Origin of the sequence: Comamonas terrae, assembly GCF_001544075.1 — a bacterium.
Lineage (GTDB): Bacteria > Pseudomonadota > Gammaproteobacteria > Burkholderiales > Burkholderiaceae_C > Comamonas > Comamonas terrae.
Map to the genome: position 1 here is coordinate 58,463 of NZ_BCNT01000017.1, position 24,907 is coordinate 83,369.

A 24,907-nucleotide genomic window follows, 5' to 3' on the forward strand; every position below is an offset into this window, starting at 1 on the left:
TCCCCTCTCTCAGAGGCCCGCAATGTCAATCAGGGTGATCTGCGTCACCCCGTCGTTGAGGATGTATGTGTCATCGAGGATCGGGCCGGATCTTGTGCGGACATAGCCCACACGCATGTTGTCGCCCTCGAACTGCACGCCCTCCACATAGAGTGGCAGCGGCACGGGTACGCCGGAATATTGATAGCGGGCCTTGGGCGATGCAATGCACGCCGCAACGTTCGCTGGCACAGCCTGGACGACATCGGGGGCGGGGGTCGATGTCTCGGGATCGGCCGGTGTTGTCACAATGCCCTTGACACGCATCTCCGCAGCGTTGCTGTTGTAGGCCAGCCGGCCTGTGGCGTCATAAACGCTGATGCCGGGGCCCACATCCAGGGCCGCAGTTCCGGCATCGAACACAAACCAGTCCACGTTCGCCGCAACCTCGCTGCGCAGCGTCCATTGGGTCGTTCCACCTCGGGCAAAGGACATGCTTTCTACGACCACCTTGCCGCCCACGGGGCGGATGCAAAGCACAGGGGCTATGGAGTTGCCGCTGCTGACAGTGATACCGCCGCTGCCGACGGCCGAGCGGCCACGATTGACCAACAGGTAGTTGGAGTAACCCTGATCTATTTGCAGGACACCCAAGTCATTAATCACCGAAAAACCCGCTGGCATAAAGCCCTCCTTGTATTGATTGACGGAAGCCGGCGGTTTATCGGCGGGCAGTGTTTCACCTTCCCCGCCGCCGCATGCGACCGCGCTAATAGACGCCAATAACCAGATAGCCATCAGTCGGATACTGGGTCTGGTATTTCGACCAGTTGAGCGTTGCTCCAGAGAAACTGAACCGGACACTTTGAACCCCCTGTGTAGGAATAAAAATTGCAAAAGGCGTACCGCTCAGCAATTGCTCGTTTGTGTACGAGCCGCTGGCCGAGCCACCCACGTAAATCGTTTCGATGACACGAGAAAGCCGCATGGAGCTATCGACCTTGATAGCCCCGTTGGGATGAAAGACCTGAAAACCGCTGGGCATTACCAAATCCCCATCCGCACGCGCAGTACGTTGTTGGAATCAAAGACCTGAATCAGGGAATTCGTGATTACCATCCGCGCGCCGGAAGACGCGCTCTGGATGGACAAAGTCCCGCCGAACGTGGCATTGCCGCCCGCTATCGTCAGCCCCGGCGCATACAGTTCGCCCGCCTGTGTGAGCTGCAGGTACTTGCCGGTGTTGTAGTTGCCCAGCAGCAGGCCGTTGGGCCCCAGGTGAAAGCCCGTGCCGCTGCCCGCCGGCCAGCCGTAGCCCGTATAGGCTCCAGCGTTGAGGCCGTTGGCGTTGATCGTGATGCCGCCGATGGTGCCGGCGGTGCTGTAGATCGTGCCGCGCACGATGACGCCCGAGAATTCAGCCACGCCATCCGGGCGCAACGTCCAACCACTGGAGCCCGCCACGTAGTTGGCCGACTTCAGGCTGCCGCCGATGACGCCGTTGCCTGCCGTGAGCTGGCTCGCACTGATGGCAGTGGCCTGAATGGTGTCGGCCACCAGGGTGCCGAAGCGGCCCCACAGCACGGTGACGTTGTTGATGTAGGCGGCATCCATATAGACACCCGCCGGCACGACCACGCCGTTGATCGTGGTCGGCACGGCCTGCACGTAGAACGGCATCACATCGCTCACGCCGGCGCCCTCGGGTGCTGCGACGTAGAACTTGTTGGCCAGAATGCCGAAGTCGAGCGTCGGCCCGGCATCGCCGTTGCTGGTGCCGGACAGCGCGAAGCCGCCAGCCACCGTCTTTCCGCCCGATGAGAGCTGCATGCGCACCGTATAGAGCGCGCCGAGATGGCCGGTCTGATCCGCACGCACGCTCATCTCCTGCTGCAGCAGCGCACTGGTGGTGCCCCACTGTGCTTGCAGGTCAAGTACGCGCTGGGCCTGGGCCGTCACATCATTGGCCAGCACCGAGGCCTCTTCGCGGATCTGTGCCCGCGATCTGGCCGACTGCACCATGTTGTCCAGCAGAGCTTGGGTGTACGCCTCGTCGTCCTTGGACAAGCGCAGCGCCTCATTGATGGGCTGCAGCACATCCTGAGCCAGCTGACCTTGGGTGATCTGCCCCTTGATGGCAGTCAGCAGCCCCGAGACATCGGCACCCGTGGTGGCCATCACCGGGCCCGCAGCGGCGCTGAGCACACCGTCCACGCTCTCGTGCCGCGCCCAGATGAACCAGCTGGTAGCCGGCTCGCTGGAGAACGACACGGGGCCGGCAAAAGCCTCGGCCACCTGCCGCGCATCGGCCAGGGCCGGCGTGGCGGGCGGCACGACCTTGGCGGCATAGATGCGCGTGCGGCCGTGGCCGTGCCCCTGGGTGTAGACCGGGGCGTCGTAGCTCACCATCACCGTGGCCAATGCGGCCATTGCGGCCAGGCCCGTGGGCGCCGGCGGCGGCGTCAGATCGGGCTGCTCGAGGTTGTCGAAGACCTTGTCCAGCACGGCCACATAGCGGACGATGCCGTTGGCCAGCTGGCCGGCCGTGTCGATGGCGCGCAGGCCGAAGGTCCACTGCCCGGCATCCGGCTTCGTGGTTTCAAACTGGGCCGCATACACGTCATCGGCCTGGCCCAGGGGCTGCATGCCGTCCCACATGGCCACGTTGAGCGGCACATCGCCGGGCACGTAGCGGATCTGCACACCAGCCAGCGCCGTGGGCTTGTCGCCAGACCACATCCACGCAAAGCGGCGCAGGCCGCCCTCCACCTGCTGCACCACGAATGTGCCCGGGTTACGCGGGGGCAGCTGCGTCATCGTGGTGATGTACAGCAGCTGGGTCGCCTGGCCGGCCTGGCCGCCGGCGTTGAACGGCCGCACCTCGATCAGCCATTCACCTGCCCCGTCGATCCGAAACGTGCTGCGGCTGCCCACGGCGTTGCCGTCGACCAAGCGCAGCTCGGACCCATCACGACCTGCCCAGACCTGGGCGTGGTCGTAGTCGCCCTCCACGTCCCACAGGCACGACAGCTCATACCATTCCGTGTCGCCCTGCAGGTTGATCTTCTCGGACACACGCAGGTTCTTGGCCATGGGCCGGCCCAGCTGCGGAATGCTGCTCTGGTTGGGCGCGGGCACATAGTTGCCGTTGAGCACGTAGTCCCAAAATTCCGGGCCCTCGGGCACGGCCGTCACGCGGGCACCCTTGAGGTCCGACTCGGGATCGATACCTGTCACGCGCACGCGATAGCCTGGCGTGCTCTTGAAGTCATAGCACCAAAGCGTGTCATGCGCCGGGTTGTCGATTCCTTCCCCGGGAAACTCGAGATCCGCCGGCCAGGCGCCCACCAGGGTGAGCACGTCGGACTCGGCCGCCAGCGGCTGCACGGGCCACACACGGTAGTCGCGCCCGCCCGGCACGCGCAGGCCGATATAGGGCGTGGCCAGCGGCGGCACGGGCTCGTCCAGCGTCAGCCGCACCTGGCCGCCCACGCGCTCAGCGGCGATCAGCCGACCACCGAAGCCCCACTGCGTCAGATCGTGGCTGACGGACAGCACGGACAGGCGGCGATAGTCGAGGTGCTCGATATCGGCCGTGTAATGGATGGTCTTGTACTGGTACAGGCTCTGCGCCAGGTGGTAGCGCGCCATCACGGCGGCATGCGCCTCGCTCGTGATGCCCTCGCCGGTGATGCGCGCGGGGTTGAGCATGGTCGTGACGCCCGGGGCCTCCACGCGCAGCGTGGTCATCTCCCACGTGTCACGGCTGAGCCACTGGTACTCGATGCCATCGGCCGCATTGCTGAGCGCGTAGTCGACGGCAAAGCCACCCTTGAGCATGTTGGCCATGTTGACCACGGCGCTATTGGGCTGGCCGTTGGTCACAAACGAGGCCGTGGGCCGGCTGCCGTCGGTCCAGGTGAATTGACCCATGCCGGCCAGGGCCACCTCATCGCAGAATGCGCCCAGCGACATATTGCTGGTGATCCACTTGTCGTAGGTGTAGCCGTGCGCCGTGCAGTGGAGCATGAAGGCCTTGAGGCCCTCGATGTCGATCTGCTCGTCGCTCAGCCCGAAGCCAAACTGCAGGATGCGGCGCCCCTGCTTGTCCTGCACCCAAATGCCGCGCAGCGTCTGCAGCAAGATGGCGCCGGGGTTGGACAGGCCATTGGCCCGCGTGGTGGCCGTGGCCCACTCGGTGCCGGTCCAGATGGGCATAGGCTTGGCGCGATAGGTGGCGCGCACGGTGTCCAGGGCGCCGTTGAGCTGGCCGGAGGCACGGATCTTGATGCCGATGCGACCCCACTGGCTGTAGTCGGCGGTGTCGGCCTGCACGCTCTTGAGCGATACCCAAGCGAATTTGCAGGCATCGGCCGAGCCGCCGTCATTCCAGCGGGGCACGCCCAGCTTGGCGCGCACCTCATACTGGCCCGGGGCCACGTCGAAGGAGAACGTGCGGCGCAGCGCATCGCTGCTGGCGTTGACCAGCGTGGTGGCCAGCAGCGGCAGCCACGCCGACGAACCCACGAGGCGATGCTCGATGGTCAGGTCCACGCTGTTGGGGCCTATGTTGCCTTTGCCGTCCACGTCGTACAGCTGGCCCTCGATGTCCAGCTGCAGCGCGCCGGCGCCCGCCGAGCCCGTGCGCGTGATCCAGTCGCCGCCGTTGACGAATTCGCCGCCGGGGATGGAATCCACATTGCTGTACAGCGGAACATCCTGGCTGGGCATGCCCTGGAAGCCGTTGAAATACAGCGCCACATCGCTGTAGCTGCCGATGGGCGTGTCGCCGATAGCCAGGTCGAACGCCTCATGCACGTTGATGCCGCCCAGCAGGATGGTGCTCAGGTACTGGTACTCGCCCTCGTACCAGCCGTAGGGCTTGCTGGCCAGGTCGGGCGTGACGCGCATCTCTCCCCACAGCACGGGGAAAGACTCATAGGGCCGCGGCGCGTTGCGCTGATCGCTCAGGCTCCAGATCTGCTTTTGCGCCAGGGCCTGCGGCGCCGTGACTTTGGGCCCCAGCACCTTGTTGATGAGCATGGAGCCGGCGACAAACACGCCGGTCTGGATCGCGGAAATCCAAGTGCCTGCGGCAGCGGACACATACGTGCCGCCGGCGGCGCCGTACAGCGACGACGCGATGCCCCCGGAAAAGTACGTGAGCGCGGCAATGGCCACCAGCTGCAGGGCCGAGCGCCGCGGCAGGGCCCGGCAGGCGATCATCTGGCCGTGCTTGGGATAGGTGCGCGCCCACATGGCCTGCGGCACTACGGCGCCGCCGATCATCACGGTCCAGCCGCCGGACTCGATGCCGGGCACATGGCGCGCCAGGAAGGCGGCCAGGGTCTCGCCAGGGCGCAGATCGGCCGGCACATTGCGCTGGCCTTCCAGCGTCAGCGCGTTGGGCGTGACGACCAGGCGCCCCGCGGCGTCATAGATGGCGTCGATTTCTGCGCGTGTCACTTCCATTGGTAATAGCCCTCGATTGCCAGTCCCAGCCCCGGAAGGTCCTGCACCCGGTGCAGCACCGAGCCGCCCAGCTTGTGGGAGGTGTGCAGCACGTGAGGCGCGTAATTGGTAAACACAAAGGTGCCGATATGCCCGGCCACGGTGGCGCCGGTTTCGCGCATCAGCACGGCATCGCCGTCCTGCGGCAGCTCGGTGCGCGTGCCCAGCTCGGTGCAGTACGCGGCAATGGCCGCGGCCTGGGCATCTGCCTGCAGAGGCCGGGCGCGCTTGCCGGCCAGCACCACGTCGCGCCCGAACAGCTCGCGCTGCACGAGCAGGGCCAGGTCGGCGCAGTCCATGTGCCGCGGGCAGTAGGGGATGCCGACGAAACGATCAAGCTGCGTTGCGTCCAGCATCAGAAAATCCCCGGTAGCGTGTGCGGATTGGCGATCTGCAGGCAGGCCGCGCGGCGCATGAGCTCGTCCACGCTGCACGTGGCCTGGGCACTGGCGCCGCTGATGCTCACGCTGGTCATCGGCAGCCAGTACACGTGCTCGTGCACATCCGGCGTATCTCGGGCCACGACGATCAGCTTGGCCATGGTCGTGGTGCCCGGCTGCCGGCGCTCCAGCTCGTCGCTCACGCCGCGGCCCACGTTGTCCATCGTCAAGCGCATGCGCGGCGCCTGGCCCGTTGTGTCGTCGGGCAAGGTGAAGCCGAAGGGCAGCCCGATATAGCTGATGCCCTGGCTTACGAAGTCCTGCACGTCGTTGCAGATGCGCATGGGCTCGGAAAAGCTGGGGTTGGCAACCTCCAGCAGCTCGATATGGCCGACGTCGTTGGTAACGCGCTGGTTGCGCGTGCGGAAGTCGGTCATCGCAGGTACTCCAGCACGGCGCTGCGCTTGCTCATGCCAAAGCCCCCGGACATCGGCTGAATCTGACCCAGCGCGCCATCCTTGAAGCGCACGGAGCGCAGCATATTGGTGCGCGGGTCCAGCCAGTCGAAGAAGCCGATACGCTTGATCTCGCCAAAGTACCAGTCTTCAAAATTGTTGGCATCGGATGCCGACTCGAAGACGAGATTGACAGAGATCGTCTTGGCAACACGCGACTGGCCTATGCGCAATTTGCTCAGACCGCGCTCCATCTCGCTCTTGGTGACTCCCGACTCCTGATCTTCGGCATAGCCGTCCAGCAGCACGAGCACATACGAAGGCAGCGATGCCATGCTCTCACCCCCCCCATCCAAAACGCTGCTTTGCACCCTGGTAGGCCGCACCCGAGCCCGAGGTAAAGCTCTCGCCAACCACCTCGAGGATGAAGCGCTTGAGTACAGACCCATCAGGCATGGTGCTGGCCTCCTCCCGCTGGCGAATTTGAGCGCCGGCGTAGTTGTGGACCTCAAACTGCACATTCACCTGGCCACCAGTTCCACCCCCGGTCGCTCGCACGCCGAGGTTTCCATCCGGCCCGCGAGTCAAGGGCATGATTGCCTCCGGCCCCGCCTCGCCACCCACACCGAGATTCGGAATGCCGCCCTTGGCAAAGGCGAAGAAAGTGGGCTGGTCGATAACCTGATTGCGGTACTGACTCAAACCCTGGCTGGCGTAAACCCCTCCCTTGGCATTCAATGCCATGGACCCGAAACCAATGCCGGTATTTGCAATGCCGCCCACTCCTGCCGAGCCGGCGTTCGTTTTCCCAAATAGCCCCATCAGGCTGCCAAAAACACCCGAAAGCGCCGCCCGGGCCTGCACCCTGACAATGTCGGCAATGATGGAATTGGCCAGGCTCTTGAAGTCCGCCTTGCCTGTCATGGCAAAGGAGACCAAGGCATCCTCCATGCCGGAAAATGCTCGTGTAAAAGCATCAGCCGTCTGCGCTGCCACGTTGCGCGAGGAGTCCAGAAAGTTCTCGGTGGCACGCATGGCGCCGTTGATCCAGTTGGCCTGGGCCTCGCCAATGCGGTTGTAGGTGTCGCCGTAGATGCGCACCTCTTCTTCCTGCTGCTTGCGCAGGTAGGCCATCTTGGCCTGGTAATACTGCTCGTTCTCCGGGGTCCAGACGGCGGCCATGCCTTTCTGGTCGTCAAGCTGGCGCATCTGCGCGGCGTAGTTCTCACGCACGCTCAGCAGGCCCTGCTCGTAGCCGCGGCGGCGATCGCCCATGCCCTCGGCCGCCACTTCCAGATCAGCCCGGCGCTGCAGCTGGGTCACATAGGCTTCGTAGGCCGTACCCAACTGGCGAATCGATTCCGCATGCAGCCGCGCCGCCTGCGCCGCCTGCTGGTCCACGGATGCAAGCTCGTTCTGAGTCTGGATCTGGCGCACCGCCAGCTTGCCGCGCAGGTCAACGATCTGCTTTTGCACGTTGAGCGCATCCGCACCCTTGGTCTTTTCCTCTTCCAGGCGGTCTATCTGCTGGCGTGTACCTGACTCGTCGATGCTTGCATTCTTCTCGATCAGCGCCCGTTTTTGCCTGTAGTAATCCTCCAGCGAGATGAGCCCGGCGCTGCGCGATAGCTCAAGCTGCTGTTGCTGCTGGCTGACCATGGCCTGCTCCTGGCGCATGGCGTTCTGCAGTTCGCTGAGGTCCAGGCGGCGGTCCGCACGCTGCACGGCGCCCGCACCGGCCCCCTTGTCCTCGTATTTTTTGCGCAGTGCGGCTTCCCCGGCCTTGATAGCGGCCGGCTGCAATAGTTTTTCAAGGGCCTGGCGCTCTTTGGGATCGGTCGTAATGGCCAGGCTGGCGCGCAGCTTGTCGATGTTCTGGCGGTACTTCTCGATGGCATCCGAGGCCTGCTCGGCCTTGGTTTTGCCCATGTCGTTGACCTGCTGCACGGCACTGAGTGCTGCGATACCTGCATTCTGGATGGCTTGATTGGCAGCAGCCTGGGTCGCATTGCCATTCTTGGTGGCCAGCGCCTTTTCCAGATTAGATATCTGAGCCTCCAGCTTGGCATTGCCAGCCTGCCATGCTGCATCATTGCCCACCGTAGGCGCCTGCGCTTTACGAGCCGCCAGCTGATTGCGCAGGCGTGCCAGCACATCATCTTCCGTCTCCGGGCGGCCAACATTGAGCATGGCATTCCAGGCACTGGATGCCGCACTCTTGATACCCTCCCAGGCGCGCTGGATATACCCCAGGTTCTGCGTGAGGTCGCGCGTGCGGCCGGCCATGGAGTCGGCCCAGGCCTGCTGCGCCCTGGCGGCGGCTTCTGCGCTGCGGCCCTCTTCATCAGCAGCCTTGACCTGGGCCAACGTGGCGGCCGTGAGGTAGCCATATTGCTCATTGAGGCGGATGGACGCCTGCACAGGATCTTTGCCCAACGCCGCCATGTTTTCCACGGTCTTGGCGATGGGTATGCCCGCGCGCTTTTCCAGATCCATGGCTACAGCAGCGAATTTCTCCAGCTGCTGCTCCCCAACCTTGCCCGTTTCCACCAACTTGGCCAGCACATCCGCCGAACTGCTTTGGCTGTACCCTTGGCCCGCCAAGGCCTTGGCCATCTCAGCCAGCTTGCCAGCCGTAACCCCCGCCTGATTGCCACTCATGACAATCGCTTTATTGAAGTTATCCTGCTCCTGGCTGCCCTGGTAATAGGCAACCCCAAGGGCCACCACCGAGCCCGCAAGCAGAGTCAGCGGATTGATGAGACCCAGGACATAGCCCGACAAGGCACGCGCCGCCGGCACAATGCCGCCAAACATATCCTTGAGCTGGCCACCTTGCTGCAGCAGCACAGTGAGAGGCTGCTGGCCGGACTGGAGAGACACGACAATGTCCGTGAACTGCGCAGGCACACCGCGCAAAGCGGCAGCCGTCTGGGCCGCTGACACCTGCATGCTGCCCAAATGCTGCGTGGCAGCCCTAGCGCCTGCCTGGCTGGCCGGCCCCAGGGCATTGAGCCCGCTGCCCACCGCCTTCAGATCTGTCTGCGCCTTGCCTGCGCCAAACAGGTCCAGATAGATGCCAATGCGTTGCTGGCCGTCGCTCATGCCACCTCACCCCGCTTGCTTGCTGCGCAGCTTTTCGCGCTCGCGTTCGCGGGCACGTTCTTGCTCATCCTCCTGCCAGTGCTCTGCATAGACAGTGAGAGCTTCCAGCTCGCACTCCTGCAGCAGCTGGAATAGCGATTCGCGCTCGTCCACCACAACACCCGCCAGCTCCATGTAGGCCAGCACGTCTGAGACGCGCAGCCCTGTACGCCACCCGCCGTCAGATGCCCACATGGTTTGCACATTGAGCCAATGCCGCCATGGCTGCACATTGCAGCTCCACAGGGCAAAGCGCTGCGGCACGGCTCGCTCAGGCGCGGCTTGCGCGCTTGGCGGCACCAGCCGCGCGAGCTTTGCCAGCGGATGGCTGGCATCGTCTTGCGCTGCTGCAGGCTGCTTGCTTCTGGCATGGGCTTTGGCTTCACGGCGTTGCTGCTCAAGGCTCAGGCGGACGAGCGCTCGGAGTTTTTTGCCTGCACCCCTGCATGCATGCAGTACGCGACCCAGATCATGTTTGTCATGCCGGGAATGCGCAGGAACCGCTTGAGCGATTCGCCGCTGAACGGGACCTGATCGCCTTCACGATTGAGGACGCCATTCCAGCCACGCGCTTCTCGCACCACCAGGGAAAACGTGTCGATCTGGAGATTTTTCAACTCCCGATCGAACTCCTCTTGCGGCATGCGATGCATGTCGACATCGAAGCTGAAATCGACACGCTGGCCATCCTTGTTGATGAGCTGCCCTTCCACGGGCACGCGCACCACATCATCAATCTCAATCTGCACGCTCATGGTCGACTCCTCAGGACTCGAGGGCAGTGGGCATGCCCTGGCATTCGATATCCACGGGTGTTTGCACCACGCCCTGGGCCTGGCCAGTCGGCACACCTGTGGCCGCAGGCGCCCCAACCGCAAGAATCTTGGGACCCGTGCCGAAGCTGAACTGGATCACTCGCGTGGTCTTGCTGCGGTGCGCCTTGACGCATTCCTTGAAACCCGGATCACCCATGTCAAACAGGTTGGTGAAGCCGAACGTGACAGGGTTTTGCACGGTGGAGCGGCGGCGGCGCAGCATGCCGTGGACCGTGGTGATATCCGCCTTTTCAAAGTCGCCACCCGAAGCATTGACTTCCTGGACCGAGCGGAAATCCGCACCCAGCGTCACCACCACGGCAGAGCCGCCAGTGAAGTTGCCATAGTCGGATGTGTCCTCGCCTTCGAGGATGAACGACTTGGCCGCGCCGTCGAAATTCTTCACCCGGAAAGCCCGGTCATTGAGAGCCACCATGCCGTTCACATCGGTCAGGCGAACGATGGCTCCATCCTTGAGGTCGGCTGGCGCCTGCCCCTCGAAAACCACCAGCGCCTCGACAGCCTTGGAAATGCTCTTGATGGCAAAGATTTCAGATACAGCGGTTTGCACGCTGATACCCACATTGGTCCAGAAAATCGGTTCAGCCATGGCTGGTCCTTTCAGGTTTTGACGCGCACACCGCCGCCAAAGGGGCCGGCATGACGCAGTTGGTAGGAAATCGAGATGCAGACAGAGGACTCGCCGTCGTAGTCGTCATCCCACTCGATCTGTGCCAGCTCCATGCCGGCTACGGGAGTTCCTCGGGTGAATTCAGGCTTCAGCGCTTCAATGACGGAGCCCATGAGGGCATCGGCCTGCGCATCGACATCGGAGCAGGAACGCACCAAGCAATCCACCTGCAGATGCGAACCCCACAGGGACGGAACCCCTTGACCGGCGCCCGTACTCGCCCGTGCCAGTGGTACGCGAATCACCACGCACTTCTTGACGGACTGCGGCAACCCCCTTGCTCGACGCATGAAGACCTGCACTCCCGGATCGATGCGCGAAGACAGCAGCGCGGACAGATCAGCCGCAGCGCGCCAGAAAATGGTTGTTTCTGCCGCCATTGCTATGCCTCGACCACATCGAACTTGGCCCAGCCACTGGAGTCGGGAAGGACCGGAGATGCAATGCAGTACGCAATTCCATTGATCGACAGACCCTCCACCCCTTCTTCAATGCCATGGCATAGCAGAACCGAAAGCGACACAGTGCAACGCTCAGCAGAGATTGGCGCTCCAGGCATCCATTCCTTGCCGTCCACCCTGGTGAAGATCACCCCAAACGGCTCACCCCCCTGCCAGGTGGCGACGGCATTGGACAGATGGCGCGTGACGGCGCCACGCACTCGCGCGGAACGCTCAGCGCCGGGATTCATCACGCCATCCATGGCTTAAGCCGCAACCGAACCCAGCACACCGGGCAAGAGCACCATGGCGGAAGTCGCCCCAGCAGCAGCAGCCTCCCAGGCCACGGCCGCGCCGCTGACATCGCCAGCCGCCGGAGCACCGGAACTGGCAAACGCGCCAGCAGAAACGTCCCAGTAGACGGGCTGCCCCTGGACGAAAGCTGCCCCGCCTGCTTTGGGCAGCTCGAACACGCCGCAGCGCGTGGCGTTGAAGGGCTCGCCAGCGGCTGCCGGACCGTTGGCAACGGCCAGAATGGCGCCGATGACCACGACCTGGCCGGCAGCCACAGCGGCAGCGGCTGCAGGAACCTCGATGACGGCGCCGGGCTGAACGAAATTGCGCATAGATTTCTCCTAGTTGCTCGGAATGTGGAGGGCTTACTTGCCGGCGGCCTTGACGAGGCCGCGGTGCTCCACGGCTTTGGCGGCGAAGTCCAGCGAGGCGCGCAGCTTCACGCCATCCACGTCCTCGCTGGCAAAGGTTTCGGTGCGCAGGCCTTCGTAGCCATCGACCCAGGCATACTCGACGGTGTCGATCTGCTGGTAACGGCCGGAAAGGAACCAGTTGGTTGCAGCGCCATCGGCAGAATCCAGCAGCGGCTCGACGATGGGCTCCAGCGCCGTGCGGCCGCCCGAGCGGAACTCGTTCACATCACCCGGCTTGGCGGGGGTGTAGTTCGAGCTGGTGAGCTGATAGGCCAGGGTTTCGAGGTCCGTCGGCACCAGCAGGAATGCCGGCACGATGTTGAGGCTCTCGTCTTCCCTGCCTTTTTGTTTGCGCATGAGTGCACGCGCAGCACTGAGCGCTTCGAGCGACAGGGCGGAAGATGCGCCGCTCAGCAGGTTGCCATGGTCCGCATGGAACAACGACTTGTTATCGGACATGCGAGGATTGCCGGTGATCTGCTCATACACCAGCCGGTTCTCGAGGCGCCTTGCTGCCTCGGCGAACTTGGTTCCAACACGCGTCAGCGAATCCAGATCGTCATTGACGATCATCTGGCGGGTGATGGCCAGCGAACGACCGAAGCTGAAGGCGCGGTAGCCGCTCGCGTCTTCAGACAGGCTGCCATAGGTGTATTCGCCATGCTCATTGAGCTTCTTCAGCTCGACATCGGCTCCCACACCGATGGCCTGGCGGATGCGGAAGTCCGGCAGGTTGGACGCACGCCGCGCCCAGAGGGCATAGGTGGAGGGCGCCTGCTCATAGGCGGCGCGCAGGGTGCGCTGACCCACACCGCCAAGCAGCGCGGGAAAATCGCCCGTCCCCATGTAACCAGAACGGACACGCAGAGCCGCATCTACGATCTGGGCACGGCTCAGGCCGCTGGTTGCAACACCCAGACCCTGCGCGACTTCACGGGCCATTTCCACGAGTGTCATGGCACGGTACTGGCGGCCGTTGTCATCCAGCGCGACACCCGGATTGATGCGATTGACCAGAGCATTTTCGATGCCGCGAATGCGCGTATCGTGCTCATCCGTCACGGTGCGAATGCTGGTCGTGGGGCCCGATGCGCTGCCAGCAGAGCGCCGGTCCAGCGCATCCAGCACTGCGGCGCGCGCCTCATCCATGGTGGCCTGGCGCACCAGCAGATCGGACTGCAGATCGCCCAGGCCATGACGCTGGCACAGAGCCACGATGTCCGCAGCCCGCTGCCCGTCAAAGGACACCTGCGGCGTGTCGACTGCAGGCGCTTGGCGGGTGGTCGGCGCCTCGGTTTGTGCAGTGGTGGTTGTCGAGGCGTTGTTGCCGCCTTCACCGGCATTGTTGGCTTGGGGCATGCGTTGTTGCTCCTGGGTAGTAGGTTGGGCGGCTGCCCGTTGGATAAATTCGCAAGGCATGCCGCCCTCGGGGGCGCCACGCTGCGAGGCTTGAGAACCGGGATGGCTGCGCGTACCAGCACCGGCATCGGCTGGCACTGTCACGAATGAGATTTCCTGGGGGGTCCAGCGCGCTGCGCGGTAGAGATCGACGTTGACGCCGTCGGTGCGGTCCTGCGCACGAGTGATCTCGTAACGCTCGACGCTGTAGCCAAAGCTGATGGCACGGATCACGCCCGCACGGATATCGGCCACCACACCCGCCAGCTCGGGGCGCTGACTCAGCCGGATGACGGCTCGGCCTTCGCCGTTCTCGATCCAGCCGCGCTCGGCAATGCCCAGGATGGCCGAGACGCCGCCATAGGTGCGATGACCATCCAGCACCTGTACGGTGCCCGCATCGAAACGGGTCATGTCCACCGCCTCGGGCGTCACATCAAGGGCCTCGTCATAGGGGCGGTCGTTCCACCAGTCATAGCGACGGACCGTGGCGCCTTGAGTCCAGACAATCTCGACCGTGTTGTCCGCTTCGCTGAATGTGCTGGGCACCAGCGTTGCGGCGCGGGTTTGCACCGGCAGATCGTGGACCTGGGATGCTGTGGATTGAGCGTTGGCTTGTGGCATGGCGCTCAGTTTTCCGGGAATGCTGTCTCAATTCCCGGAAAACTGAGACGATCTTTACGAGGGCTCTTTGCCTCCCAGCTGAGCCGCCAGCTCGAGCGCATCCTTGGCACCCCACAGGGACGCAAGCAGAGGCAGCATGCCGCTCTTGTTCAGGCGCTGCAGGTCGCTCTCCAGCTCCGTATAGACCAGCTCGGGGTCGTAGCCACGGCGGCGGATGGTCTCGCTGATGCTCTGCAGACCGCCTTTGATCGCGTTCAGGTCGCTGACCACATCTTGCACGGGATTGGGACTGGCCCATTTCGGCGTGCTCCAGTCGGGCATTTCCACATTCGCCGGCACCGGCGCCACCAGCTCGCAGGCGGAGAGCCACCAAGCCGCAATGGGCTGGCACATCCTTGGGACAACGACAGTCCACTGATCCGACTCGACCTCGGCCCGGAACTGATTCATGCGCACCCGAGAGCTGCTGAAATTGACTTCGGTCATGTCCCCCGTCATCAGCTCGTAAGGGCAGCCATACCCGGCAGCAACCTCTTTCCAGCCGAGCTTCATGTAGCCCTCGAACCCTGGCACGGGCTTGGGCTCTATGAAGGTCGGGTTCGTCATGCCCGGCGGCAGCCCCACGATGGCGCCACCCGCCAGGTCGCCGAGATCCATCAGGCCCGGCTGGGCATCACCAAGTTCATCGGGCAGCTTGGGCACCTGCGCTGTGCCGTCCATCTCGGCCAGGACACCCATGCGCGATTCCAGCTGCTTGCGCTGCAGCTCGGAATCGGAATATGTGTGCAAGTCTCGCACCTTGGCAATGATCGGAGCCAGCCGGGTGATTCCGTCCTGCTGGCCCGGCCGCTCAGGGTTGAAGTAATGGATGACCTCGTCCGCCGGCACGCGGTTGCTGCTGCCGCTGCGGCCCACGGTCCAGTTGCCGGTGTCACCCGGATGGCGGTCGAACAGGTAGTAAGCCACACGCCGGCCACGGCGATCGAACTCGATGCCGCTGATGATCTCATTGCCACCGGAGAGCACGCCGGAGCGGGCGACGTCCAGATAGTCGATCTCCAGCACCTGCAGGCGCAACGGGACCACTGCACCCATCTTCTGGATGTGCTTTCGGATCAGGACAGCACCATCGATGTCCCGGGTGCGCTCTATCTTGGCCTCGAGGCCATAGAAGTCCAGCAGGCCGTCATAGTCGGCATGGGGCACCCAATCCTTCCAGCGCTTGGCCAGCCCCTGGTCCCCCCACACAGGCACGATACCCTGCCCAACCCGGCAGGCCAGGACAGCCGCTACTGCGCGCGTGATGTTGGGGACGTTCTGCACCAGGGAGCGAGCACGCACCCGCAGCTCGCGCGCATCTGCCTGATGGTCGGCACCCGCGCTGGCTCCAGCCCGCTTGACACGCCAACCGTCCGCACGACTTGCCCCCTCATACGCCCGCCCCAGCAGCTCACGGGCGACTTGACGACGCAGGCCGCGCATAGGGTCGAAATAGCCGACGAGACGATCAAACGCATTCGGCGCCATCCTGCGCTGGGTTTGCTTTTCCTCCATGCTTAACCTCCGCGCAGCGTGGTGTTGCGAAAGCGAGCCACGACGGCCACGGGCCGACGCGGAGAAATGGCCGCTGCAATCTGTGTCTCCAGATCGCGCCGCGCTTTCAGCATTTCGTCATAGTCCCGATAGGTGACGGATGCACCGTCTTCGGTCGTGATGGATCGCTCGCCACTGTGGATGGCGGCATTGAGGCGCGCGAGGCGCAGCTGAAGTTCTTGGGGCGTGCTCATATGCCGCACGCTACCGGGGCTGCTGTCTCATGTCCCGGAAAACTGAGACGGTTTCAGCCGGCCTGTTTGAGATGCCGATAGACGGTTGCACGGCTGATGCCGAGGGTCCGCGCGACGGTCGTAGCGTTGCGTCCATTCCAAAGCCTGAGCACAGCCTTGCGCTCTTCTGCCTTGCCCACCGATGAGCGCGCCGGGATATAGACCTCCTGCCCGGCAAACTCTTTGCGCAGCGCCGCCTGCACACGCTCGAGGCTTTCATTGCTATGGCGGATCTCGGGGAGCAGCTCGACCAGATAGTCGAACATACGGTCTACAAGGTCCGGCACGCAATCAGCGTCCGGTGCTCGCCGCTCTACAGCTTCAATGATTCCAGTCATGGCTTGATCGTTGTTATTCATAGATATCACCAAGAGCGAGAAAAGCCGACACGGCGAACAGGCGAGGCACGGCGCACCGGAGCAGGACGCACAGGCGGCGCCTGATGAACCACAGGCACGTGCGGCGATGGAGGCCGGGGCTCATCGGCTCCATCGACAGGCTCCTGCACACTCGCCACCTCCTCGGCGTCGGGCTCGGGGCCGGCATCTTCAGCCACTGCTGGCACCGCTGCCAGCAACGCCGATGCATCCGCGGGAGCTTCTGGCGGCTGGACAATGGGCATATCCGGCGGGCTGAACAGGTCACGCGAGGGCTGCACCATCTGCTCCACCTGCGCCCAGCGCGCATCGGTGTATTTGTGCAGGCCCAGCGTCATGGCCGCATGGATGGAATAGTTGCGGCAATCGAGGTCCTCATTGCGAGGCCTGCGCTTGATCCACTTGTAGGCCTCCTTTGTTGTCGACTTGGACAACACACGGTGCTCGGCCGTCAATTGCTCGTAGAACTCCCGCGGCAAATCCTCGCTGAAGTGGATGTAGCCCGGGCCAGGATTGGCAATGGCCAGCTGTCCCAGCAGCAGGTCCTTGGCGTTGTCCACGCCCACCAGCCATAGCTTGACACCATGCTTGACCTTCTCGCCGCGCCAGTCCACATCCTTCAGGCTGGCCGGGCCCAGGATGGGCCGGTTGTCATTGGTATCCCCCTTGATGGCCCGCAGATTGGGCAGCATGTGCTGGTGCTTGCGCACATAGTTGTAGACGGCTTGGGTCTGGTCCGATGAGTCAATGCTGATGGCACTGGTACCCAGAGTGCCACCATGCCATGCCTGCTTGTAGCGCCGCATGAGGTAGGCTGTCACAGGCGCCCAATCCGCCTCCACCGCAGGATTACCCTCGATGATGTGGCGATCCACGATCCAGCTTTCCAGGCCCCGGGCATAGGCCCACACATTGATCTGCCACCAGGTGCGCTGCACGTCGACCCCCGTTGTCAGCACGAGGCCGCCCACCGGAACTGTGCCCAGGCTGTATTTCTCTGCCCGCGCCTGCAGAACGTGGTCGTCGGCACCTTCGCCTCGCAGCTCCCAGGCCTCGCCCAATGTCTCATTGGTGAAGGTGGTCATGGGACCGGCATCACCCTCCTCCAATGCCCGGCATGCTTTCTCGAACTCATCGACAATGTCGGACCACGCACGCTGCGGGCTGTAGGCCGCCCAGACATGGACACCGAGACTGCGCGGGGGCCGGCATGGCTCACCCCTTGCATCTCGCCACACGCAGTCTGCACCGTAGCGCTTGCCGGAACGACGGCAGACCCAGGCCCCCACCAGGGGCCAGCCACCAGGGAGATAGTCAGCCTGCGATATCGATTCCAGGCAGTGCGGGCATACATGCCGCACCGTCTCAGGCTTGCCGGCCTCCCACTTGAAGCCATGGCGCACATCCTTGCCACCCCAGCGAAGAGGATGCTCCAACTTGCAGTGCGGGCATTCGATGAGGTAGTCGACCTCGTCCTCGGAATCCTCGCAGGCCCGGCTGACATGGCACAGGCCTTTGATGCCGGGCGTGCTGCCTCCCACAAACTTGGGAAAAGCAGCACCTTCCAGGCGCCCCTTTGCCAGGGAACCTGGCGAGCCCGAATTCTTGTCCTTGGTGCCGCCTACGGTCTGGTCAAACGCCGTCCATTCATCGAGGATGGCCACGGCCACGGTAATGCGGCGGTAGGCCCGCGCCGCCTTCCCACCTAGCAGGTGCAGTACCGAGTCGCGGAAAGGCTTGTATTTGATCGTCTCCTCGACACGGCTGCCATGCTTGCGCGCAGCAAGGACCGAGGGAACGCCATTCACCGGATCAAGCAAGGGCTCGATTTCCGTCTTGACGAAGCTGTCGCGGTCATCGTCGGTGGGCTGCCACAGGGCCTGCTTGCGCCGACGGTGGGCGATGTTGTAGCAGATGAATGCGGTAATCATCTTCGAGTAGCCGACCCGCTTGCTTTTCTTCACGGCCAGATCCGTGATGCGGTCATCGCTCATGAAGTCCAGCACGCCGACCTGAAAGGGCCACGCCACCCAGCCGCCCTTCTGGTGGCTTGATTCTCCAGCCAGCTTGAAATGCTCTGCAGCCCACTGGCTCAGGGTCTGCGGCTCATCTGCCCGCAGGCTGGACAGGCCGAGTGCCACCGAATCCTTGATTGCCTTGATTGCCTCGATACTCAGTCGCGCGCCCATGCCCTCTCCTCTTCGTCTTCACTGCTGATATCAGATATACCCGTATCGTCCTCGGCCTCATCGTCCTGTGACATCTGGTCGACAGCATCGGCAACCAGGCGGGATGCCGCCTTGATCCATTCGTTGCGAGCATTGGCCAGCACGCTCAGCACCACTGTGCGCACCTCTTCAGGGAGATCCGGGCAAGACTTGCGCAGCTGGCCATCCACCTGGTCCATGCGATCAACCACCGCCGAGGACGCGAGGCCGAGCACGTCGGCCAGCAAGCCGACCGGGGCATATTCGCCCCGAGCCACCTTGTTCTTCAGCTCCTGGGCTTCGCGCTGTGCCCGCGCCAGGCCAGCACGCTCCTGCACGAGGTCCAGGCCGTTGATGCCGCCCGAAGAACGGCCTGCGGCCTGATCGCGCAGACGCTCGCAGTAGCCGAGCAGCCATTCATGGGCCGTATCGCCTCGGGTGATGACGCCCTCGCTGATGAGCTGGCTCACGCGGGCCTCGCTCACGCCGATGAGTTCCGCAAATTCTGCTTGCGAAATAGGAGCATCAAAGTAAGGAAGGACCTTCACTTAACCCCCTTAGCAGCACCGCGCAACAGTCCGAACGGGCGGCTCGAATTACCCGCTTCGGAGGTGGCCGGAAAGGACCCGCCCGAAATCGATTGCACGTTTTTTAGGCGGATGATCGTCATGCAACCACCCCCGACGACCGGGCGGCCAGGGCCTGGCGCACCTGCTCCTCGTAGACCGAGAACTGCCGAGGTGCGCCCGTGGCCGTGCGCCCATCGACCCAGGCGTCGTAGTCCGGCAGGCCCAGCTTGGCAGCCATGGCCTCGACACCACCGCGCGTTGCATCCCAGCCGGCAGGGCCGGCACCTGCGGCAGGCTGGCAGACCACGTCCATCCAGCGCTGCTCCCTCAGCCAGCGCAGCATCGACGGGCAACGCTTGCCATCGTCTGCTGCCAGCAAGCCCTGCTGCCGCTCAGCCGCCGCCAGCAGATCCTCGCCCGTCACCTTGCCCCCAGCGACCAGCTCGCCGATCAGCTCTGCCACCTCGGCCAGCCGTGTGCGGCGCTGCTCCGGGAAGAACACCCCCATTGCAGTAGCGAGAGCTAAACCACCGCTCGCCCCCCCCGAGGGGGGTTGGGGGGTATTAGGGTTATGGTTAAGGTTATGGTTACCCGTGACATGCCCGTGACACGTCACGGGGGGCTGCGTGACATTGCCCGTGACAGACTCGCCACCCTGTGCAGTGTCACCGTGCCGGGTCACGTGAGCACCATCGTCCGTAACCGTGACGCCATGCTGCCGGCACAGAGCCAACAGGATGTCCATCGTGGTCGTCGCCTTGGGCGTGACGCCCAGCGTGCGCAGTGCAGAAAAGATAGCAGAACGCCTAGCACGGCTGCGCTGCTGGCGGGCGGCCTCGTTGCTCTTGACCTCCGAGCGCTCGGCTGCCTGGGCCCGGTAGGCAGCAATCACGGCATCGCAATCGCTGTTGCTGTAGCTACCGTCCTCCTGCAACTCGAAGAACTCGGACAGCACAAACTGCATTGCTGCAATCTCTTCTTCTGACTGGCACAGCAACCTGCGCGCCAGCCTACTGATATCAGAGCCATCAAGCGGCTGCTCGGTGTCAAAGTACATGTCACGCATGTCACGGTAGATGGCACGCTCCAGCCGTGACAAGTGCCGTGTCTTGGTGTTGAAGTCACCGATATGGTGCGGATACTGGTACATCAGGCAATCTCGATATCAGGCAATGCTCTGCTGCTGCGCCTTGCAGCGCACGGGCACCACATCACGCTGTCGCGGCGACTCGCTGCACTTGCGGGCCACGCCCGGCTCGAAGCGCCCCGCCGCCAGCAACGCATTGACCGTGCTGGCCACCGAGCACAGCTCAAGCCACTCGCCCGTGTGCTGGTTGTGGTAGTTGCGCAGCTCGCGCCGGCTCATGTCCCGCACGCCATGCTGGTGCGCATGGCGCATCGACTCGTACAAACGCTCGCTCAGCCGGCGGCGCGTCTCGTTGCTCAGGGCCGCAAAGGCCTCGGCGCTGGTATCGCGCCCCGTCACGGGTGTAACGCTGGAAGGGCTGGATTGATCCATGGTCAAACCTCCTGATATCTGAGCGCCCGCAAACACGCCTGCGCTCGAATTGATTGCTGTCATACGCCTGCCGCCTCACGAATGCGAAAGCGCAGCCTCCTGGGCAGCTGCTCACCCAGCTGGGCGCGGGCAGCCACCTTGTCCATATCGAAGCGGGGCGCGTAGCTGCCCGCCTTCACAAACATCACCACCGGGCGGATATCAGCGCCGGACTTGCCAACCACCGCCCAGATGCCCGGGGCCAGGTTGGACGCACGCGAATCGCTCTCCCCCTTGGCCGTCCACCGGGCACCGCCGCGCAGCTTCCCGTAGGCCACGATGTAGCGCCGCCCCATCGTCGGCCCCACCAGACTGCGCTTGGCACCCCCATTGCGCTGCAGAGCGCGCTTGCGGGCATCGCTCATGTTGGCCCGATAGCCCTGCTCGCCGAACGCCTGGAAATAGCTCAGCAGCTGCACCAGGAACGAGCCGCGCAAATTGCCGTGCCCGTCCTCGCTGCCAGGGAATGGAGTCTCAGGAATCGCCGTCTGATAGCCCGCAGGCAAGATGCCCACGCGCCGCAGCGCCACCTCGCTGCGCTTGTCCCGGCGGCGCCCGCCAAAGGCCTGCGCGTTCAGAATCCGCTGGGGGTCAATCCCCTTGCCTCCCCGGTACGCCGGCTCGATCACGGCATGCATCCGGCTCGCCGTGGCCGGCTTAACCAGCGGGCTATTGACCACGTAGGCCGTAGGCCGGTCGAACACAGACCGCATCTCGTCCTGCATCGCCGGGCGCACGCTCTGAAATGCCACATCGTTCACGGCCTTGATCTGCGCGGCCTGCAGCTTGCCGGCCGCCAGGCTGTCAATATGGCGCTGCACAGACTCCAACCCCGCCGTCTTGATATCAAGCCGCATCGCGCACCTCCGGCACCATCTGCGCAGCCACAGCAATCACGTGGCCGATCAGCGCGATCAGATCGAAACCCTGCTCCTGCATGCGGCGCAACGCATTGCGGCTCAAACCGCCGCCACTGCCAAACGCATCGGCCGCCGCCGCCGTGAAATCGCCCACGCCATGCTGAAAGCGCATGAACGCCTCCATCGGCTCCCCGCCCGACTGGTCAGGCACAGCAGGCACGCACTGGAAATCCAGCGCCGCCGCCATGGCATGCAGCACAAAGGGCAAACCTGATATCTGCTGGATGGCCAGCGACTCATCCGCCGTCAGCTTGTGCGTGGTGTTGTTAGGGTTCAGCTTGTGCTGCAGCGTGTTGGCAGACACACCCATGCGCACCGCCAGGGCAGGCACACCGCCGGGAAAGCGCTCGGCCACCAGCCGCGCCGCATCCTGAATGCACATACCGCGGGCAATGTCGGCATCACCCTGCATATCGCCATAGCCAGCGCGCGCCCCAATTGCGAAAGTAGAGCCCATAGCAGACACCTCAAACAAACGCAGCCATGAGCACTACACCCACAGCCGCAAGCAACAACAAAGCAAAGGCGCCCGCCCTCTTGGCTACCATGGCAGCCACCACAGCAAAGCCATCGCACACCAAGAGAGCAAGCATGACCCCTGAAGAAACACCGACCACCACGCCGCAAACCCCAGCCACCCTCGAGGAACGTGTCAACGCCATCGAGACCATGCTGGGGCACCTGATATTTCTGATGGAGGTGGAGCCCGACTTCACGGCGCAGACCCTTCTGGACTGGATTGCTGTGTGCCGGGAGCGGGAACGGGCCAACGGCATTGCAGATGCACGGGCCCAGGTGGTGTTCTCGCAGCTCTGCGAGCGGCTTCAACTGGTGGAATCCGACCAGGGGGAATCAGATCCAGCAGCAAAGCAAGCCGCTCACGATGCTCTGGCGGCACTGCGCCGAAAGCCTCCTCAAGACTGAGCAGCCAGTCCCGCTCGGCATGGACCAGCAGCATGGCGCGGTAGATGCAGCGCGGCGTCAGGCCGAACTGCGTGGCCAAGCCCACTGCATTGCGGCCATTCCAGGCGCGGGCGATGGAAATGGTGAGTTCTTCAGCCATGGAATGCCTCCGCATGCGCGTCATCGGTGACCTGTGTAGCAAGCTCAGGCCAGTAAAGCTGCCAGTCTTTTGGCCGGCACTCCTTGCGCCCAACGACGCCACCGCTTTCGCGCTCTATTGCCGGGCAAAAACGCACAGGTATTGGCCGCGCACCCTTCATCCAATCCGAAAGGTCTGACGCATGAGCACCTATCCGTCGAGCAAAGGCAGATTTACCACCACGCTCCAGCTGATTGAGGTATTCCGATAGCTTCATTCCTGGCATTTTAGCCAAGGGCTAATGGTAGTCAATAGCCCGCTGCTCGTTGCCCTTGTTAGCCATTCGCTAAATACTCAAACCATGCAATCTGTAGACGTTACTCGGCGTGAAAACCTTGGGCTGCTCATCAAGGAAGCAGGCAGCCAAGCTGCGCTATCCGAGATCATTGGCAAAGCACCCGCGCAGATCAGCCAATGGCTGAATGCATCCGCCAACTCCCGAACTGGCAAGCCAAGAGTGATGAGCAATGCAATCGCCAGAGAGATCGAAACAAAGACAGGTAAGCCCATTGGCTGGATGGATCAGCCATCACCTAGCGCAGCACTTTCAACCCGCGGCGGATCCAATGTTGAATTTGAGATGCCACAAGGGGTGCGCCGTGTACCCCTCATCTCTTGGGTTCAGGCCGGGGCCTGGAAGGAAATAGTGAACACCTTTGCTCCTGGCGATGCAGACGACTGGCTCATCACCAGCGATAAAGTGTCAAACCAGTCTTTCGTTCTGCGGATTCGAGGCAATTCCATGGAGCCAGATTTCAAGGAAGGCGACACCGTCGTCATCGACCCGAATATCAAGCCTCGCCCCGGCTCGTTCGTGGCTGCGAAGAATGGCCGCGAAGAAGCAACATTCAAAAAATACCGCCCGCGCTCCATCGATCTTTTGGGGAATGAGGTCTTTGAACTTGTACCCCTCAACGAGGACTACCCCACCATGCGATCCGATGAGATGCCCATCGAAATCATCGGAACGATGGTCGAACACCGCAGATACTTCAAATAGTTTGATAGCACCAAACACAACACAGGCCTTCATTGAAGGCCATTTTTTTCGCCCAGGTGTAATCTCACACACTTTGAAGTTAGCCCATGGCTATTGACACATTTATTAGCCCTTGGCTAAAGTACGCCCAGCGCAATAACTTGCGCCGGGCCCACCGCATCAACGGAGGAGCATGCCCCGATCTCTAAAAAGTAGCTTGCCCACGTTGTTCACCTCACCTATGCGAGGCGTCCCCGGGCCAAATAGCACCAGCGGGCACGGCCGCTGCTCTGCGCGGCATCCCTGCCGTATCCAGCCGCCAAAGTGCGTACACGGTCAACAGGGTGAGGCGAAGACGGCCAAGAACAGCAACGGTCATGCCAGTTGGAATCCTGGCAGCCCACACGGGCAAACCACAGCGCCTATCTCCATGGGCGCTGCGGCCTGCCCATACTCCGTTATCCTTGCCGTTACATACGTAACAGCTTGGAGAGAGAGACATGGTTTTTGTGCGCATTGCTTTGCTGGCCTTTCTGACGTTCTACTCGTTCAGCATGGGCCAGATACCGCCCGCGGGGCTCAATGGCTTCGGCAAGCTGGTCGCCGGCTTGTTTTTTGTATTTGCACCAGCGCTTTACCTGCTGCCCACCTATGAGGCCTGGAAACGCCAGCAACCCAATATGACCCCCACGGTGCTGGTCAATATCTTCCTGGGCTGGACGCTGATCGGCTGGGTGGCAGCCATGGTGATGGCATACAAGAGCACCGAGCCCCAGAAGGTCGAGCTTGTGTACAACGAGCCAGCACCCACCTACACCCCCGCACCGGCGCAGCCTGCCAGCAAGCCCAGCATTGCAGACGAGCTGTCCAAGCTGGCTGACTTGAAGCAGCAGGGCCTGCTGACAGAGGAAGAATTCAACCAGCAAAAGGCAAGGTTGCTTGCCTAACGATCTGCCAAACGGCCCCAAGGTACGTCTATGTCAAAAGCCAATCCCCTGCCACACATTACGAGCCTTGAGGAAATCTGGGCCCGCCACGGCTACCGGCTGGAGCGGGTGCAGCAACCCATGGGCGCACCACGGCGCAATGTCTATGCCCCGGATGGCCAGATCGTGCTAGCCGATACAGACTCCGATGAGGAGACGGAATACCTGCAGCAGCATGGAATGCTGCCCAGCAGCGACTAAGCAGCAAAGATAACCCTCCACCCCCAGCCCGCACGGCA

At 63.1% G+C, this 24,907-nt stretch carries 28 protein-coding genes; 4 read left to right on the plus strand and 24 right to left on the minus strand.

Annotated elements, in window-relative coordinates:
* Nucleotides 1-9 precede the first annotated feature (9 nt).
* From Cte04_RS18385 to Cte04_RS18495, 23 genes are all read right to left on the minus strand, one after another.
* The gene (locus Cte04_RS18385; RefSeq protein WP_157082130.1) at nucleotides 10-777 is read right to left on the minus strand and encodes a hypothetical protein; all 768 of its coding nucleotides are present in this window, start codon (nucleotides 775-777) and stop codon (nucleotides 10-12) included.
* Complete coding sequence (locus Cte04_RS18390; RefSeq protein WP_157082132.1) at nucleotides 749-1,024, minus strand: hypothetical protein; 276 nt, start codon at nucleotides 1,022-1,024, stop codon at nucleotides 749-751. Before Cte04_RS18390 ends, Cte04_RS18385 begins: the two co-directional genes overlap by 29 nt.
* Nucleotides 1,024-5,451, minus strand: coding sequence for a phage tail tip fiber protein (locus Cte04_RS18395; RefSeq protein ID WP_066482087.1), 4,428 nt, complete (start codon nucleotides 5,449-5,451; stop codon nucleotides 1,024-1,026). The genes Cte04_RS18390 and Cte04_RS18395 overlap by 1 nt, the downstream gene beginning before the upstream one ends.
* Nucleotides 5,442-5,846, minus strand: a complete 405-nt coding sequence (locus tag Cte04_RS18400) for a hypothetical protein (RefSeq protein ID WP_066482088.1) — start codon at nucleotides 5,844-5,846, stop codon at nucleotides 5,442-5,444. The genes Cte04_RS18395 and Cte04_RS18400 overlap by 10 nt, the downstream gene beginning before the upstream one ends.
* Complete coding sequence (locus Cte04_RS18405; RefSeq protein WP_066482094.1) at nucleotides 5,846-6,307, minus strand: DUF1833 family protein; 462 nt, start codon at nucleotides 6,305-6,307, stop codon at nucleotides 5,846-5,848. The genes Cte04_RS18400 and Cte04_RS18405 overlap by 1 nt, the downstream gene beginning before the upstream one ends.
* A complete protein-coding gene (locus tag Cte04_RS18410; protein WP_066482096.1) occupies nucleotides 6,304-6,660 on the minus strand; it encodes a hypothetical protein in 357 nt (118 codons plus the stop codon). The genes Cte04_RS18405 and Cte04_RS18410 overlap by 4 nt, the downstream gene beginning before the upstream one ends.
* A gap of 4 nt (nucleotides 6,661-6,664) precedes the next feature.
* Nucleotides 6,665-9,430, minus strand: a complete 2,766-nt coding sequence (locus tag Cte04_RS18415; protein WP_066482099.1) for a phage tail tape measure protein — start codon at nucleotides 9,428-9,430, stop codon at nucleotides 6,665-6,667.
* Between the two features lie 6 nt (nucleotides 9,431-9,436).
* Nucleotides 9,437-9,664 carry a hypothetical protein gene (locus Cte04_RS21780; protein WP_245633432.1) on the minus strand — a complete coding sequence of 76 codons (228 nt, stop codon included), beginning with the start codon at nucleotides 9,662-9,664 and terminating at the stop codon, nucleotides 9,437-9,439.
* 209 nt (nucleotides 9,665-9,873) lie between these two features.
* A complete protein-coding gene (locus Cte04_RS18425) occupies nucleotides 9,874-10,224 on the minus strand; it encodes a hypothetical protein (RefSeq protein ID WP_066482102.1) in 351 nt (116 codons plus the stop codon).
* Between the two features lie 10 nt (nucleotides 10,225-10,234).
* Nucleotides 10,235-10,894, minus strand: a complete 660-nt coding sequence (locus Cte04_RS18430) for a phage tail tube protein (protein ID WP_066482113.1) — start codon at nucleotides 10,892-10,894, stop codon at nucleotides 10,235-10,237.
* 11 nt (nucleotides 10,895-10,905) lie between these two features.
* Nucleotides 10,906-11,355 carry a hypothetical protein gene (locus Cte04_RS18435; protein WP_157082134.1) on the minus strand — a complete coding sequence of 150 codons (450 nt, stop codon included), beginning with the start codon at nucleotides 11,353-11,355 and terminating at the stop codon, nucleotides 10,906-10,908.
* Between the two features lie 2 nt (nucleotides 11,356-11,357).
* Nucleotides 11,358-11,678 (minus strand): hypothetical protein, encoded by a 321-nt coding sequence (locus tag Cte04_RS18440; protein WP_066482116.1) that lies wholly within the window; start codon nucleotides 11,676-11,678, stop codon nucleotides 11,358-11,360.
* Nucleotides 11,679-11,681: 3 nt separating this feature from the next.
* Nucleotides 11,682-12,041 carry a DUF2190 family protein gene (locus Cte04_RS18445; RefSeq protein ID WP_066482134.1) on the minus strand — a complete coding sequence of 120 codons (360 nt, stop codon included), beginning with the start codon at nucleotides 12,039-12,041 and terminating at the stop codon, nucleotides 11,682-11,684.
* 33 nt (nucleotides 12,042-12,074) lie between these two features.
* On the minus strand, nucleotides 12,075-14,144 hold the full coding sequence (locus Cte04_RS18450) for a prohead protease/major capsid protein fusion protein (protein WP_066482142.1): 2,070 nt from the start codon (nucleotides 14,142-14,144) through the stop codon (nucleotides 12,075-12,077).
* A gap of 54 nt (nucleotides 14,145-14,198) precedes the next feature.
* On the minus strand, nucleotides 14,199-15,698 hold the full coding sequence (locus Cte04_RS18455; protein WP_066482146.1) for a phage portal protein: 1,500 nt from the start codon (nucleotides 15,696-15,698) through the stop codon (nucleotides 14,199-14,201).
* A gap of 2 nt (nucleotides 15,699-15,700) precedes the next feature.
* Nucleotides 15,701-15,931, minus strand: coding sequence for a phage head-tail joining protein (locus tag Cte04_RS18460; RefSeq protein WP_066482148.1), 231 nt, complete (start codon nucleotides 15,929-15,931; stop codon nucleotides 15,701-15,703).
* Between the two features lie 53 nt (nucleotides 15,932-15,984).
* On the minus strand, nucleotides 15,985-16,329 hold the full coding sequence (locus tag Cte04_RS18465; protein ID WP_066482150.1) for a Mor transcription activator family protein: 345 nt from the start codon (nucleotides 16,327-16,329) through the stop codon (nucleotides 15,985-15,987).
* A 5-nt stretch (nucleotides 16,330-16,334) separates the two neighbouring features.
* The gene (locus Cte04_RS18470) at nucleotides 16,335-18,536 is read right to left on the minus strand and encodes a phage terminase large subunit family protein (RefSeq protein ID WP_066482159.1); all 2,202 of its coding nucleotides are present in this window, start codon (nucleotides 18,534-18,536) and stop codon (nucleotides 16,335-16,337) included.
* A complete protein-coding gene (locus Cte04_RS18475) occupies nucleotides 18,521-19,102 on the minus strand; it encodes a hypothetical protein (protein ID WP_066482164.1) in 582 nt (193 codons plus the stop codon). The genes Cte04_RS18470 and Cte04_RS18475 overlap by 16 nt, the downstream gene beginning before the upstream one ends.
* Nucleotides 19,103-19,220: 118 nt before the next feature.
* Nucleotides 19,221-20,273 carry a YdaU family protein gene (locus Cte04_RS18480; RefSeq protein ID WP_066482167.1) on the minus strand — a complete coding sequence of 351 codons (1,053 nt, stop codon included), beginning with the start codon at nucleotides 20,271-20,273 and terminating at the stop codon, nucleotides 19,221-19,223.
* Between the two features lie 15 nt (nucleotides 20,274-20,288).
* Nucleotides 20,289-20,642: a hypothetical protein gene (locus Cte04_RS18485; RefSeq protein WP_066482171.1), complete on the minus strand. Its 354-nt coding sequence runs from the start codon at nucleotides 20,640-20,642 to the stop codon at nucleotides 20,289-20,291.
* Between the two features lie 59 nt (nucleotides 20,643-20,701).
* Nucleotides 20,702-21,538, minus strand: a complete 837-nt coding sequence (locus tag Cte04_RS18490) for a hypothetical protein (RefSeq protein WP_066482181.1) — start codon at nucleotides 21,536-21,538, stop codon at nucleotides 20,702-20,704.
* Nucleotides 21,528-22,058, minus strand: coding sequence for a phage regulatory CII family protein (locus tag Cte04_RS18495; RefSeq protein WP_083526742.1), 531 nt, complete (start codon nucleotides 22,056-22,058; stop codon nucleotides 21,528-21,530). The genes Cte04_RS18490 and Cte04_RS18495 overlap by 11 nt, the downstream gene beginning before the upstream one ends.
* A gap of 134 nt (nucleotides 22,059-22,192) precedes the next feature.
* On the opposite strand from Cte04_RS18495, the gene Cte04_RS18500 reads away from it, so the two are divergent.
* Nucleotides 22,193-22,525 (plus strand): hypothetical protein, encoded by a 333-nt coding sequence (locus Cte04_RS18500; RefSeq protein WP_066482188.1) that lies wholly within the window; start codon nucleotides 22,193-22,195, stop codon nucleotides 22,523-22,525.
* A 131-nt stretch (nucleotides 22,526-22,656) separates the two neighbouring features.
* Here the strand turns inward: Cte04_RS18500 and Cte04_RS18505 are convergent, their stop codons facing one another.
* Nucleotides 22,657-22,929 carry a transcriptional regulator gene (locus Cte04_RS18505; RefSeq protein ID WP_245633438.1) on the minus strand — a complete coding sequence of 91 codons (273 nt, stop codon included), beginning with the start codon at nucleotides 22,927-22,929 and terminating at the stop codon, nucleotides 22,657-22,659.
* A 75-nt stretch (nucleotides 22,930-23,004) separates the two neighbouring features.
* Between Cte04_RS18505 and Cte04_RS18510 the strand changes: the two genes are divergently transcribed.
* The 3 genes from Cte04_RS18510 to Cte04_RS18520 all read left to right on the plus strand — a co-directional run bounded on the left by Cte04_RS18510 (nucleotide 23,005) and on the right by Cte04_RS18520 (nucleotide 24,869).
* Complete coding sequence (locus Cte04_RS18510) at nucleotides 23,005-23,703, plus strand: S24 family peptidase (protein WP_245633433.1); 699 nt, start codon at nucleotides 23,005-23,007, stop codon at nucleotides 23,701-23,703.
* A gap of 479 nt (nucleotides 23,704-24,182) precedes the next feature.
* A complete protein-coding gene (locus Cte04_RS22060; protein ID WP_066482200.1) occupies nucleotides 24,183-24,629 on the plus strand; it encodes a superinfection immunity protein in 447 nt (148 codons plus the stop codon).
* Between the two features lie 30 nt (nucleotides 24,630-24,659).
* Nucleotides 24,660-24,869: a hypothetical protein gene (locus tag Cte04_RS18520; RefSeq protein WP_066482207.1), complete on the plus strand. Its 210-nt coding sequence runs from the start codon at nucleotides 24,660-24,662 to the stop codon at nucleotides 24,867-24,869.
* Nucleotides 24,870-24,907: the final 38 nt, after the last annotated feature.